We start from the raw sequence: 13,274 nt of genomic DNA, 5'->3' as shown, positions 1-13,274 counted from the left end.
CATCAGGGGGCAAGCGCGTGCAGCGCGCGCGATTGGCTCCGCGCGTAATTAAGGAGATCAATCTCGATGTCGACGAAGGCACTGACATTTGCGCCAAAAGAGGTTTCGATAGCGCGTCGAACCGACGGCACGCTCGTATTGAGCTCGCCTATTCAGTTGGGCGAGTGCGATTGGCGCATCACGGATTTCCTTCCGACCTGGGCAAATTCTGCTCCGGATAGAATTTTTCTTGCGCAACGCAATGCGAAGGGGGAATGGGACGAGATCACCTACGGCGAAGCATGGTTGCAGGTTCAGGCGGTCGGGCAAAGCCTGATCGATATGGGCGCAAAGCCGGCTGACAAGCTGGCGGTACTTTCAGGAAACTCCATCGAGAACGCGGTGATCTCGTTTGCCGCAATGTCAATAGGTGTAATCCTGGCGCCGATATCGCCAAACTACACGCTGATGCCCGGCGGCCTGGCTCGTCTCAAGGATATCGCGGAAACCTTGCGACCGAATTTCGTTTTCGTTCAGAGCGGACGCGACTTTTCCGCTGGCCGCTCCATTCCGGAACTGGCAGCCGCGACCTGGATCAGCGTCGATGGCGCGCCGGACACGGTGCCTTTCCAGACTCTGACCGCCCGAAGCTTGAGTGACGGATTCGAGCGTGCATCAAGTGCGGTGTCTTGCGATGCTGTCGCAAAGATTCTCTTCACGTCCGGTTCGACCGGTTTCCCCAAAGGCGTGCTCAACACCCACCGCATGATGGCGAGCTCCCTGCAAATGGGGAGTCTGCTTGTGTCTTCTCCGGATGCGCCGATCCAGGTTGAGTGGCTGCCATGGCACCATACGATGGGCAGCAACGTAATCCTTCACAGCATCCTCAAGAATGGCGGAACGCTCTACATCGACGACGGTCGGCCGCTGCCTCAGCTCTTCCACAAGACAGTCGCGAATCTCAGGGAGATTTCGCCCACCGCCATGTTCAACGTGCCTGCCGGCTATAACCTGTTGTGTGATGCGATCGAGAACGACCGCGAGCTTGGCGCCAGCGTGTTCAAGCGGATGGATCGATTGAGCTACGCCGGAGCTGCAATTTCGCAAGCGACGCTTGAAAAGCTCTATCGGCTGACATCGTCGATCACCGGCCGACGAATTCCGGTCATGTCGGGCTACGGCACCACCGAAACGGCCCCGACCATCAGTACGACCCATTGGGCGACCGACCAGCCGGGAGAGATTGGTCTTCCCGCGCCGGGCCTGCAGCTAAAGCTGATTCCCGTTTCCGATACTTACGAGGCAAGGGTCAAGGGACCCAACGTTACCCCGGGTTATCTCGGAAGGCCGGATTTGACGGAGAAGGCCTTCGATGAGGAAGGATTCTATCGCATCGGCGACACCGTCTCGTTTCTGGATCCGCAGAAGCCGGAGCGGGGGCTGCGTTTTACGGGCAGAATTTCCGAGAACTTCAAACTCGCGAACGGAACGTGGGTCTCGATCGGGAATATGCGCGCAGCAATCCTGGCTGCAACGCGTGGCGTATTGCTGGACATTGTCGTTGCGGGGGAAAACCGTGAATCGTGCGCGCTGCTCTGCTGGTTGAATCCGACCGAGGCGGCGCGGATATCGAAGACGCCAGCCTCGGATTTGGCCTGCGATGCCGATGTGGTCGAATTTTTGAAGGAACGCTTTCGGGAATACAATGAAACCGTTGGAAGCAGCGAAAGAATCTGTTCGTTCTTCCTGTTGAAGGAGCCGCCGTCAATGGCAGCGGGGGAAATCACCGACAAGGCCTACGTCAATCAACGTGCTGTGCTGAAACATCGCTCTGAACTGGTGGAGCGCCTCTACTGCAACGAAACAAATCGAGATGTGATACGGATTTGAGGCGAGTTCAGTCGTTCGCCTCTGAGGGAGTCCGGGCGAGCGGCTACCTCAAGCGGCTGCTTTGCGGCGCGCTTTTGCCTTCGGGCTCTCTGGCGCCTTTGCCGCTGGAGTGCTTCGGGCACCGGGGCCGGGGTGGGTATGAACCTCCTTAGCCGAAAGCGGCTCGCCGCACTCAGAGCAGACCATGACCGGATCGAAGTTCTTTCCGCATTTGCGGTGCTGGTGCAGCAACGGCCGCCCGCGTTCGTCGACCATGTGCGTGTCGCCCCAATGCACAATCGCCATCATGATCGGATAAAGATCGAGGCCCTTCTGAGTGAGGATATATTCATGCCGTTTGGGCGATTCTTGATAGGGAATGCGACGCAGCACGCCTTGCCGGACCAGTTTCTTCAGTCGTTCGGCGAGCAGGTGGCGTGTGATTCCGAGCGCGGACTGAAATCCCTCGAAGCGGCGCGTGCGCAGGAAGCACTCGCGCAGGATCAGAAGGGTCCAGCGGTCGCCGATCACGCCGATGGTCCGGGCCATCGAACATGGCTCTTCCTCCAGTTCATCCCATCTCATTCCTGCTCTCCGGTCTTCCCACGCTAGTTCCGCTCGAATCGTCCAGTGAACTTTTGGTTCCGCTACCATTCTAGTTAGGTACTAAACTCCAAACAATCCCCTAGGGTTCGTGTCAAACTAGGAAAATTCCGCATAATTTGACAGTTCGTTTTTAGAACTGTAAGGATGGATAGCAAGCTTGGGTTCAGCCTGCTGATTATCGAACCTGACCAACAACGCGCTCTCCGGGAGGAGTCGACATGACCCTGAAGGTAGAATTCCTGTTCGATTTCGGTAGTCCTAACGCCTATCTGGCGGAAATAGCCATTCCGGGGATCGAGCGGCGTACCGGCGTGAAATTCGCGTATGTCCCTATTCTGCTCGGCGGCATCTTCAAGGCGACGGGCAACATGTCCCCATTCGACTCGCTTCGCGGCATCAAGAACAAGCCGGAATACCAGGCGCTGGAGACCCAGCGCTTCATTCGTCGCCATAATGCGACTAAGTTCAAACAGAATCCGTTCTTTCCGGTCAATACGCTGATGCTGATGCGTGGCGCCGTCGCCGCCCAATTCGAAGGCGTGTTCGAGCCCTATTTCCGCGCGGCCTACCATCATATGTGGGAAGAGCCGAAGAAGATGGACGACCTCGAAATCTTCCGGAGCGCATTCATCTCCTCAGGCATCGATATCGACCGGTTGATCGCGCGTGCGCAGCAGGATGACGTCAAGAAGAGGCTGATCGATCTGACCAACGACGCCGTCAGCCGGGGAGCATTCGGCTCACCGACCTTCTTCGTCGGAAAGGAAATGTTCTTCGGCAAGGACCAACTCCGCGACGTCGAGGAATCGATCGTCGAGCAGACCAGACAGCCTGTTTCCAAGACAGCCTAACAGCGCCGACTGTCCGGGTTGATTGACGAAAGCCAAGCTCCGGACCTAACGTAAGAAGTAACTCAGGGAGAATGCCCATGCCTGGCCCGCTTAGCGGTGTTCGCGTCCTCGACCTGACCGGGGTGGTGTCGGGCCCGTTCGCGACCATGTTTCTGGCGGACCAGGGCGCCGACGTGCTGAAGATCGAGCCGATCGGCGGCGATATTACGCGCCGCAGCCGTGCCACCATCGACAAGGACGGCGAGTTCTCCGCGCTGTTCATCTCTTCAAACCGCGGCAAGCGTTCGCTGTCCATCGACGTCAAGAGCACGGGTGGCCGTGAGGTGCTCACCAGGCTGGTCGCGCAGGCTGATGTGCTGGTGCAGAACTTCCGGCCCGGCACCATGGAGCGCCTCGGACTCGGCGTGGAAGAATTGCGGCAGCGCCATCCGCGCCTGATCTACGTCTCGATTAGCGGCGTCGGCGATACCGGCCCGTATGTAAAGAAGCGTGTCTATGACCCGATCATTCAGGGCCTGTCGGGCTTCGCCGATATCCAGTCGCAGCCGGTCACGAACCGTCCGCAAATGATCCGCACGATCGTATGCGACAAGACCACTGCAGTGTTCACTGCACAGGCTGTGGCGGCAGCGCTCTATGCCCGTGAGAAGACGGGGCAGGGCGATCATATCCAGGTCGCGATGCTGGATGCGATGATTTCCTACCTGTGGCCCGAAGGCATGATGCAGTATACGGTTGTGGGGGCCGAGGCCGCCGCCGCCGATCCGAACGATCGGCCGGATCTCGTGTTCAAGACCAGTGACGGCTACATCACCGCCGGCACGATTTCGGATTCCGAATGGCAGGGTTTCTGCCGGGCATCCGGCGATCCCGAGCTTGCCAACGATCCACGCTTTGCGACGCCATCGGCGCGTTCGGTCAACGCCACCGCCCGCATCAACAAGATGGCTGAGTATATCAGCCAGCATACCACCGCAGAATGGCTGGAGCGGCTAGACGCCGCCGACGTGCCTTGCGCGCCGATCCTGCGGCGGAGCGAAATCATCCACAATGAGCAGGTGGTGGCGCGCGATATCATCGCGGAATTCGATCAGCCGAAAGTCGGCCGGGTGCGGCAGCCGAAGCCCGCGGCCCGTTTCGAAATCAATGAGGCTTCAATTGGCGGACCGGCGCCGAGGGTCGGTGAGCATTCGCGCGATGTATTGCGCGAACTGGGGTATGATGACAGCGCCATCGAAAAGATGGTCGCCGAACGTAGCGTGCGCGTGGCCGTCTAGGCCGAAGCCTTTGTGCGAGGGGCGATCGGTTTTCAGACTTTCGCCGGTGCCGGAGTGATCGACGATAACGGGACATTCGCCGCGACCGCTTTCTGGTAGGCCTCCCGCTTCTGGATGCGTTCAAGATAGGGATGTGCGTTGTCACAAATGCCGACACCGTAGGCTATGGCCCACTCAAGGCAAGTCGTAAGCAGGATGTCAGCGCTGGTAAATTGGTCACCCATCAGGAATGTCCGCCCGTCTGCCAGCGCGACCTCCACGTGTCGTAACTGCTGCCGGAAATACTCACCCGCCTGCGCGACGACGTCGGGCGCAATTCCATAGATATGTCCCAGTGCGTCCGCGCGATGGCGGCGCATGACGTAAAGGCTGGTGGAATCGAGTTCGGCCACGATAAAGAAGCACCATTCGAGCCATGCGGCGAACTCGCGCTGGGTTTCGGGAATCAGCGAGCGTTCCGGCGTCGAATAGGTTCGCGACAGATAGGCGACGATCGCGGCGCTTTCTCCGATGCAGAAGTCGCCGTCCTGCAGCAAGGGGATCTTCTGGCGGGGATTGAGCTTGGTGTATTCGGCCGTCTTGGTCTCGCCGGTTCGCGGCCCGATCGGCCTGACCTTGTAGGACAAGCCAAGCTCGTGCATGGCCCAGTGCGGGCGGATGGTGCGGCTTGTACCAACGCCCCACAGGGTGAGATCGGGTGTAGCGTTCATCACCATTTCTCCACGGACGGACGAAGATCGAGTTCATGGGTCCAGCCGTCTCGGCTTTGCTGATGGGCGAACCAATAGGCCTCGGCGATGGAGGACGTCTTCGTCAGGCTGTCCGGGGGAATCTCGCTTGCCTCGATTCCCTTCGCCGCTTTCATGCGCTGATGAATGGCTTCGCTATCTACGCCGGCGTCAATGATGAGATGGACCACGTGGATGTTCTTCGGCCCCAGCTCGCGCGCCATGGCCTGGGCTACCGCGCGAAGGCCGAACTTCGCCGATGAAAATGCAGCAAACCCCTGGCCGCCACGCACACTGGCGGTCGCGCCGGTAAAGAAGATGGTGCCGCGTCCGCGCGGCAACATGACGCGAGCAGCCTCGCGCCCGACCAGGAATCCGGCGTAGCAGGCCAGTTCCCAGGTCTTGAAGAACAGCTTTTCCGTGGTCTCCACGAGGGGCTTATTGACATTCGATCCGGCATTGAAAAGGCAGACTTCGATCGGTCCGATGTTGCTTTCGACGTCGGAAAAAAGCTTTTGAACTTCGGCTTCCTGACGAGCATCGACGCTGAAAGCGTGGATACGATGACCCGCAGCGGCGAGTTCGTCCACAAGCCCCTTGGACTTGGCTGCGTCACGCCGGCAGATACAAACGGTGTAGCCCCCGTTGGCAAAGCGACGCGCGACAGCCGCGCCGATGGCGTCGCCCGCGCCCACGAGTATCGCAACGCCGCGACCTTCCGCCATTTTCGCCTCTCCCTATAAGTTCCTATTTGACACTTACAAGTATCTCTTGTCGACCTCGTTGTAAACGAGCTTTTCGAAGATCCTTAAATGTGACAGGCCTGCTGCCTCTTTTGAGCTGTGGACACCGGAAGACGAATTAGCAATTGACGAGTTCTAAAAAAGAACGTTAACTCGGTCTCGCGCGCGACGCAGCAAGGGTGACGTTGGCTGTTCGGGAGGTTGGCGGTGACGGGTCTTTCACGGGCAATCGATATCGATGAGATTGCTGCGGGGCTGCCAGGCCGCATCCATGAAGTAGCGACTGGCCACGTCGTCAATGCCCCGCACCGGATCGCCCTGATCGAAGATGGCGTCGCCTGGAGCTATCGTGACCTGGATGGGCGGGTCGCCGAGATCGCGGCTGTTCTCGCCTCGCTGGGGGTGAGAGCGGGTGATCGGATGGTCATTATCAGCGAAAACTGCATCGCGCTGGCGGCCTTGCTGCTTGCGGCGAGCCGGCTCGACGCTTGGGCAATCGTCGCCAACCCGCGATTGTCGGCGCGCGAGTTGGACCAGATCCGCGATCATAGCGGCGCCCGCCGGATGTTCTTCACGTCAGGTGTTTCGAAAGAGGCTGCGGCGCACGCATCACGCTATGGTGCGGAGAACCGGCAAATTGGCGTGCTGCGGGAGATTGGCATCAGCCCGCTGAACGAAGGCGCCACTGTCGAGCCGGTGGAGGCCGATCCGGCAAAACAAGTAGCGGTTCTGATCTACACCTCGGGAACAACGGGGACGCCGAAGGGGGTAATGCTCTCTCACGAAAACCTGCTGATCAGCGCCAAGACCACGGCGCTTTTCCGCAAGATGGATCGAGACGACAAGATCTATCTGGTGCTGCCGATCTCGCATATCGTCGGCATCTCGCTCCTGATCATGACGCTGATGGTCGGCGGCACGGTGCGGATGGTCAGCAAATTCGATCCGGCGGCAACCGCCAAGGCGATCGCGGAGGAGGGCGTAACCATCCTCAATGGCGTGCCCGCCACTTATCAACGCCTGCTGGAATACAAGAGCGTATCGGGTCTGAAGCGGCTCGACCGGGGCTCGTTGCGCTTGATTGCCGTTGCCGGCGCGCCGCTCGACCTGAATTTGAAGTTACGCGTGGAGAAGGAGTTCGGCCTTGCGCTCCTCAACGGTTATGGGATCACCGAATGTTCGCCTGGAATATCTGGCGTGCGCTTCGATGCGCCGCGGTCCGATCAGGCGGTTGGTACGCTGCTGCCAGGAGTAGAGGGGCGCATCAGAACAATCGACGGCATACCGCTGTCAAAGGGTGAAGTCGGAGAACTTCACGTTCGCGGACGCAACGTGATGCGCGGCTATTATCGTGCGCCGGAGCTGACGGCCAAAGTGATCGACAGCGAGGGTTGGTTCAATACCGGCGATCTGGCGCGCTTCGACGGCGATTGCCTGTATGTCGTCGGCCGCACCAAGGAAATGATCATCCGCTCGGGCTTCAACGTCTATCCCGCCGAGGTGGAAGCGGTCCTCAGTTCACACAAGGACGTGGTGCAATGCGCCGTCGTCGGCCGTCCGGCCGATGGCAATGAGGAGATTGTCGCCTTTGTACAGTTGCTGCCGGGGTCGCGCGCTACGCCGGCCGATCTGATGGGCTTCATCCGATTTCAGCTCACCTCCTACAAGCGGCCGTCCGAAATCATCGTCCTCGATGCCTTGCCGGCTACTTCGACCGGCAAGATCCTCAAGCATAAGCTCGCTGAGTCCTTGCGCTACGAAGGTAGCCACACCGCACCGGCGCAGCCAGCGCAACTTCTAACACGACAGATCTAACCTGACCGGGAGAAGACCTTTGCAAAAGAGAAACGCAACCGTGGCCGTGATCGGCGCCGGCGATTATATCGGCGGCGAGATCGCCAAAAAGTTCGCCTCGGAGGGCTTCACGGTGTTTGCCGGGCGCCGTAACGGGGCAAAACTCGAACCGCTCGTCAAGGAGATCGAGAAGGCCGGCGGCGAAATTCATGCGCGCTCGCTCGACGCGCGCAAGGAGGAGGAAATCATTTCATTCCTCGGCGATGCCGACAAGCACGCGCCGCTCGAGGTCTGCATCTTCAACATCGGCGCCAACGTCAACTTTCCGATTTTGGAAACCACCGAGCGCGTGTTCCGCAAGGTCTGGGAAATGGCCTGCTATTCCGGCTTTCTCGCCGGCCGCGAAGCAGCGCGACTGATGCTGCCCCGCGGCAAGGGCAACATCTTCTTCACAGGTGCGACGGCGAGTCTCCGTGGTGGAACGGGTTATGCAGCCTTTGCCAGCGCCAAGTTTGGTCTGCGGGCCGTCGCCCAGGCGGCCGCTCGCGAGTTGGGGCCCAAGAACATCCACGTGGCGCATCTCATCATTGATTCCGGCGTCGACACTGAGTGGGTGCGCCAGCGACGGATCGAGGCACTCGGTCCGAATGCGCTGGATAACCCCGATGCTTTGATGCCGCCATCATCGGTCGCGGAATCCTATTGGCTGCTCTATCAGCAGCCGCGCAGCGCCTGGACGTTCGAGCTGGAGATTCGTCCCTTCGGCGAGAAGTGGTAACGGGAGCCTCGCACGATGGAGCTCGAACTTTCCAGCGAGGACGCTGCGTTTCGTGACGAGGTACGCGCCTTTATCGCGGAGAACTATCCGCCGGAAATGCGCGTTCCAAATCCCGAGACCGATTTGACCAAGGAGCAGTCGCTGCTCTGGCACCGCATCCTCTACAAGAAGGGGTGGATTGCTCCGCTCTGGCCCAAGGAGTATGGCGGCCCCGGCTGGTCGGTCACCCAGCGCTTCATCTTTGAACAGGAGACCTCACGCGCCGGAACGCTGCCGCCGCTCGCATTCAGCGTCACCATGGTCGGCCCGGTCATCTACACCTTCGGCAACGAGGCGCAGAAGAAGAAGTTTCTGCCGCGAATTCTCTCCGGGGAGGATTGGTGGTGCCAGGGTTATTCGGAGCCGGGCTCTGGCTCAGACCTCGCCTCGGTCCGCACCAAGGCGATGCGCGACGGCGACCACTACATCGTCGACGGCCACAAGACCTGGACAACGCTGGCCCAACATGCCGACTGGATCTTCTGCCTGGTGCGGACGGACCCTGCAGCAAAGCCCCAAGCCGGCATTTCTTTCCTCTTGATCGACATGAAATCGCCTGGCGTCACCGTGCGTCCGATCATTACCATCGACGGCAGCCACGAGGTTAACGACGTCTTTCTCGAGAACGTCCGTGTCCCCGTTGAAAATCTGATCGGCGAGGAGAACAAGGGCTGGACCTACGCCAAATTCCTGTTGGGTAACGAGCGTACCAGCATGGCCGGGATCGGCCGGTCCACTCGGTATCTCGGGCGTCTCAAGCAGATCGTGAGAACCGAAGTCGGCGAGGACGATCCGTCCTTCGGGGATTTCATCAGGGACATCGCGCGCGTCGAGCTCGATGTGCTGGCGCTGGAGGCGACCGAACTGCGCATCGTGGCTCAGATGTCGCGCGGCATCGATCCGGGACCGGCGGCGTCGCTGTTCAAGATCAGGGGTACCGAGATATTCCAGCGCATCACCGATCTGACGCACCAGGCGATCGGTAATTACGGCCTGGCCATCCGTGAGCACCCGGCAAGCGCCAACCGCTTCATGCCGGGGCCGGACTACGGACACACCGCGACCGAAAAGTACCTGAACTCCCGCAAGCTCAGCATTTATGGGGGATCGAACGAGATCCAGCGCAACATCATCGCGAAAGCGGTGCTGGGTCTCTGATCACATCGCACGAGGCATCCGATGGACATCCAGTTGACGGAAGAACAGGAATTGCTCCGGTCCAGCATTCAACGCTTCCTGCGCGAGCAGTACGATTTCGACGAGCGCCGCAAGATCGTTGCGACCGATGAAGGCTGGAGCCGCAGGCACTGGAAATCGTTCGCCGAACTTGGGCTCTGTGCCGCGCCGTTCCAGGAAAGCTCTGGCGGACTTGGCGGCGGCTCGCTTGCGACGATGATCGTGATGCAGGAATTCGGCCGCAACCTCGTCGTCGAGCCGTATTTTGAGACGGTTGTCCTCGCCGGTGGTCTGATCGAGGACGTCGGCTCGCCCGAGCAGCGCCAGGCGTTCCTGCCGAAGATCATGGAGGGCGATGCGATATGGGCGCTGGCCTGGGCGGAGGGACGGTCACGTTATGATTTCCACAACGTCACTACCACTGCACGCCGCCACGGGGACAAATTTGTTCTGAGCGGAACCAAAGCCGCGGTGGTCGGTGCGCCCTGGGCCGACAAGCTGATCGTTTCGGCGCGCACCTCGGGCCAGCAACGCGATCGCGACGGCGTCAGTCTGTTTGTCGTAGATCGCCATGCGGCCAATCTTCACCTGCAGAGCTTCAAGACCATCGACGGCCGGCGCGCCGCTGAACTCACGCTGATGAAAGTCGAGGTGCCTGCCAGCCAGATGCTGGGGAGCGAAGGCGAGGGCGTCGCGGCCCTGGAGGCGGCTCGCGATCGCGCCATCGCAGCCCTTTGCGCGGAAGCCGTCGGCGCCATGACGGAGCTGAACTCGGCGACGCTCGAATACAGCAAGACGCGCAAGCAGTTCGGGGTTGCGCTGGGAACGTTTCAGGTGCTGCAGCACCGCATGGTCGACATGTTCATCGCGCTTGAGGAATCGATTTCGCTCACTCAGCATTTGAATCTAACCCTGGCGTCGAAGGAGCCGAACGGATCGAAACTGGCGTCCGGCGCGAAGTCGAAAGTTGGCTACGCCGCACGCTTTGTCGCAGAGCAGGCCGTGCAACTGCACGGCGGCATGGGCATGAGCGACGAGTTGAACGTCGGCCACTACTTCAAGCGAATAAGCTCCATCAACGTCCAGTTCGGCGATCCCGCCTATCATCTGATGCGGTACGCGCAGCAGAGCTGAATCTCCCTCCCAACGCAGCAAACCGACTGCCGCACCCCGACCAGAGGTAAACAATGACCGAAGCCGTAATCGTCTCGACCGCTCGCACGCCCATTGGCAAGGCCTACAAGGGCGCCCTCAATCACACCGAAGGCGCGACCCTGCTCGGGCATGCCATCTCTTCGGCGCTGTCGCGCGCGAAGCTCGAGGGCGCCGAGGTTGAGGATGTCGTGATGGGTTGCGCCATGCAACAGGGCGCCACGGGTATGAACATTGCGCGCAAGGCGTTGCTGCGGGCCGGACTTCCGGTCAGCGTGGCCGGAACGACCGTCGACCGCCAATGCGCGTCCGGGCTTCAGGCGATTGCGCTGGCTGCGCGTTCGGTCATTTTCGATGGCGTCGAAGTTGCCATCGGCGGCGGCGGCGAATCCATCAGCCTGGTCCAGAACAACCAGATGAACAGCTTTCATGCCGTCGATCCGGAACTGCTCGCGATGAAGGGAGACGCCTACATCGCGATGCTGGATACTGCCGAGATCGTGGCGAAACGCTACGACATCTCGCGCGAACGCCAGGACGAATACAGCCTGGAGAGCCAGCGCCGGACAGCGGCTGCGCAGCAGGCCGGACGGTTCAACGACGAACTCGCACCGATCAAGACCACGATGGCGGTCACGGACAAGGCGACCGGCGCCGTGTCGTATCAGCAGGTGACATTGTCGGCCGACGAGGGGCCGCGCCCCGATACCACGGCCGAGGGTCTCGCGGGTGTGAAGCCTGCCAAGGGGCCGGGCTTCACTGTTACCGGGGGCAATGCGAGCCAACTCTCGGATGGCGCCAGTGCCGCTGTCATCATGAGCGACAAGCTCGCGGCGCAAAAGGGGCTGCAGCCGCTCGGTATCTTCCGGGGCTTCGTCTCGGCGGGCTGCGAGCCGGACGAGATGGGCGTGGGTCCGGTCTACGCCGTGCCTCGGCTGCTTAAGCGACACGGACTGAAGATCGACGATATAGATCTCTGGGAATTGAACGAGGCATTCGCCGTGCAGGTGATCTATTGCCGCGACAAGCTCGGGATCGACCCGGAGAAGCTCAACGTCAATGGCGGCTCGATCGCGGTCGGCCATCCCTACGGCATGACTGGAGCGCGGCTGACCGGCCATGCCCTGATCGAGGGGCGCCGGCGCAAGGCCAAGTATGCTGTTGTTACCATGTGCATCGGAGGCGGCATGGGTGCCGCAGGCCTCCTCGAAGTTGTCCACTGACGAACGACAAGCTGGCTAGACTAGAGATCTGTCAAAACACATTGGAGGTACGCGTGAAGACTGCAATTACCGAGATGTTCGGCATCGAACATCCGATCATTCAGGGCGGAATGCATTATGTGGGGTTCGCCGAACTCGCGGCCGCGGTGTCGAATGCCGGGGGGCTTGGAATCATCACCGGCCTGACGCAACGGACGCCGGAACTATTGGCCAAGGAGATCGCGCGCTGCCGCGACATGACGGACAAACCCTTTGGCGTGAACCTTACTTTCCTGCCGAGCTTCACCGCGCCGCCATATCCGGAATATATCGCTGCTATCAAGGAAGGCGGCGTCAAGGCGGTGGAGACCGCTGGCCGCAGCCCCGAGCAGTACATGCCTGCGCTGAAAGCTGCTGGCATCAAGGTGATCCACAAATGCACCTCGGTGCGGCACTCGCTCAAGGCCGAGAAGATCGGCTGCGACGCCGTCAGTGTTGATGGCTTTGAATGCGGCGGCCATCCCGGCGAGGACGACATCCCGAACATGATCCTGCTGCCCCGCGCGGCGGACGAGTTGAAGATTCCGTTCGTGGCGTCGGGCGGCATGGCCGACGCGCGGAGCCTCGTCGCGGCGCTGTCGATGGGGGCCGCCGGCATGAACATGGGTACCCGCTTCATCGCCACCAAGGAAGCGCCGGTCCACGACAATGTAAAGCAGGCCTTGGTCAAGGCGACCGAACTCGACACCGTGCTGGTCATGCGCGCGCTGCGCAATACCGAGCGCGTCTTGAAGAACAAGGGCGTCGACCAGCTGCTCGAGATCGAGCGCGAGATGGGCGCAAGCCTGAAGATTGGCGACATCCATGAGCAGGTCGCTGGAGTCTATCCGAAGGTGATGATCGATGGCGACATGGACGCGGGCGCGTGGAGTTGCGGCATGGTCGTTGGACTCATTCAGGACATTCCGACGGTGAGGGAGTTGATCGATCGCATCATGGCGGATGCCGAGCGGCTGATCAGGGGCCGGCTCACGGGATTCCTGGACGCCGACAGCAAGGAAGCCTTGATGGTCGCCTGAA

At 60.5% G+C, this 13,274-nt stretch carries 12 protein-coding genes; 9 read left to right on the top strand and 3 right to left on the bottom strand.

The genetic code is table 11. The features are described 5' to 3' along the window. Positions 1 to 66: 66 nt before the first annotated feature. Complete coding sequence (locus V1277_RS05835; RefSeq protein ID WP_334415382.1) at positions 67 to 1,869, top strand: AMP-binding protein; 1,803 nt, start codon at positions 67 to 69, stop codon at positions 1,867 to 1,869. A gap of 48 nt (positions 1,870 to 1,917) precedes the next feature. Here the strand turns inward: V1277_RS05835 and V1277_RS05830 are convergent, their stop codons facing one another. After that, positions 1,918 to 2,433: a winged helix-turn-helix transcriptional regulator gene (locus V1277_RS05830; RefSeq protein WP_334415381.1), complete on the bottom strand. Its 516-nt coding sequence runs from the start codon at positions 2,431 to 2,433 to the stop codon at positions 1,918 to 1,920. A gap of 239 nt (positions 2,434 to 2,672) precedes the next feature. Between V1277_RS05830 and V1277_RS05825 the strand changes: the two genes are divergently transcribed. Both V1277_RS05825 and V1277_RS05820 read left to right on the top strand, forming a co-directional pair. After that, entirely contained in the window at positions 2,673 to 3,305 is a 633-nt protein-coding gene (locus tag V1277_RS05825) for a 2-hydroxychromene-2-carboxylate isomerase (protein ID WP_334415380.1), read from the top strand. A 77-nt stretch (positions 3,306 to 3,382) separates the two neighbouring features. Continuing rightward, complete coding sequence (locus V1277_RS05820; protein ID WP_334415379.1) at positions 3,383 to 4,582, top strand: CaiB/BaiF CoA transferase family protein; 1,200 nt, start codon at positions 3,383 to 3,385, stop codon at positions 4,580 to 4,582. A 32-nt stretch (positions 4,583 to 4,614) separates the two neighbouring features. Here the strand turns inward: V1277_RS05820 and V1277_RS05815 are convergent, their stop codons facing one another. Beyond that, the gene (locus V1277_RS05815) at positions 4,615 to 5,292 is read right to left on the bottom strand and encodes a glutathione S-transferase family protein (protein ID WP_334415378.1); all 678 of its coding nucleotides are present in this window, start codon (positions 5,290 to 5,292) and stop codon (positions 4,615 to 4,617) included. Next, complete coding sequence (locus tag V1277_RS05810) at positions 5,292 to 6,035, bottom strand: SDR family NAD(P)-dependent oxidoreductase (RefSeq protein ID WP_334415377.1); 744 nt, start codon at positions 6,033 to 6,035, stop codon at positions 5,292 to 5,294. Before V1277_RS05810 ends, V1277_RS05815 begins: the two co-directional genes overlap by 1 nt. A gap of 225 nt (positions 6,036 to 6,260) precedes the next feature. Here V1277_RS05810 and V1277_RS05805 point away from each other — a divergent pair, with 225 nt between their 5' ends. Genes V1277_RS05805 through V1277_RS05780 form a run of 6 tightly spaced genes read left to right on the top strand, consistent with a single transcriptional unit; the run spans position 6,261 to position 13,273 of the window. After that, entirely contained in the window at positions 6,261 to 7,868 is a 1,608-nt protein-coding gene (locus V1277_RS05805; RefSeq protein ID WP_334415376.1) for a class I adenylate-forming enzyme family protein, read from the top strand. Between the two features lie 19 nt (positions 7,869 to 7,887). Further along, positions 7,888 to 8,625 carry an SDR family oxidoreductase gene (locus V1277_RS05800; protein WP_334415375.1) on the top strand — a complete coding sequence of 246 codons (738 nt, stop codon included), beginning with the start codon at positions 7,888 to 7,890 and terminating at the stop codon, positions 8,623 to 8,625. Positions 8,626 to 8,640: 15 nt separating this feature from the next. After that, positions 8,641 to 9,822 carry an acyl-CoA dehydrogenase family protein gene (locus V1277_RS05795; protein ID WP_334415374.1) on the top strand — a complete coding sequence of 394 codons (1,182 nt, stop codon included), beginning with the start codon at positions 8,641 to 8,643 and terminating at the stop codon, positions 9,820 to 9,822. Between the two features lie 21 nt (positions 9,823 to 9,843). Continuing rightward, on the top strand, positions 9,844 to 10,974 hold the full coding sequence (locus tag V1277_RS05790; RefSeq protein WP_334415373.1) for an acyl-CoA dehydrogenase family protein: 1,131 nt from the start codon (positions 9,844 to 9,846) through the stop codon (positions 10,972 to 10,974). A 53-nt stretch (positions 10,975 to 11,027) separates the two neighbouring features. Further along, positions 11,028 to 12,215, top strand: coding sequence for an acetyl-CoA C-acyltransferase (locus V1277_RS05785; RefSeq protein WP_334415372.1), 1,188 nt, complete (start codon positions 11,028 to 11,030; stop codon positions 12,213 to 12,215). Between the two features lie 53 nt (positions 12,216 to 12,268). Then, positions 12,269 to 13,273, top strand: coding sequence for an NAD(P)H-dependent flavin oxidoreductase (locus tag V1277_RS05780; RefSeq protein ID WP_334415371.1), 1,005 nt, complete (start codon positions 12,269 to 12,271; stop codon positions 13,271 to 13,273). The last annotated feature ends 1 nt before the right edge of the window (position 13,274 follow it).

It is taken from the genome of Bradyrhizobium sp. AZCC 1588 (assembly GCF_036924735.1).
Taxonomy (GTDB): Bacteria; Pseudomonadota; Alphaproteobacteria; order Rhizobiales; family Xanthobacteraceae; genus Bradyrhizobium.
Note: the sequence above shows the minus strand (reverse complement) of the source record. Positions and strands in the feature narration are given on the sequence as shown.

Coding starts and splice junctions, on each gene's coding strand:
- V1277_RS05825 (WP_334415380.1), top strand. CDS start 2,673: ATGACCCTGAAGGTAGAATTCCTGTTCGATTTCGGTAGTCCTAACGCC.
- V1277_RS05820 (WP_334415379.1), top strand. CDS start 3,383: ATGCCTGGCCCGCTTAGCGGTGTTCGCGTCCTCGACCTGACCGGGGTG.
- V1277_RS05785 (WP_334415372.1), top strand. CDS start 11,028: ATGACCGAAGCCGTAATCGTCTCGACCGCTCGCACGCCCATTGGCAAG.
- V1277_RS05790 (WP_334415373.1), top strand. CDS start 9,844: ATGGACATCCAGTTGACGGAAGAACAGGAATTGCTCCGGTCCAGCATT.
- V1277_RS05835 (WP_334415382.1), top strand. CDS start 67: ATGTCGACGAAGGCACTGACATTTGCGCCAAAAGAGGTTTCGATAGCG.
- V1277_RS05795 (WP_334415374.1), top strand. CDS start 8,641: ATGGAGCTCGAACTTTCCAGCGAGGACGCTGCGTTTCGTGACGAGGTA.
- V1277_RS05830 (WP_334415381.1), bottom strand. CDS start 2,433: ATGAGATGGGATGAACTGGAGGAAGAGCCATGTTCGATGGCCCGGACC.
- V1277_RS05810 (WP_334415377.1), bottom strand. CDS start 6,035: ATGGCGGAAGGTCGCGGCGTTGCGATACTCGTGGGCGCGGGCGACGCC.
- V1277_RS05815 (WP_334415378.1), bottom strand. CDS start 5,292: ATGAACGCTACACCCGATCTCACCCTGTGGGGCGTTGGTACAAGCCGC.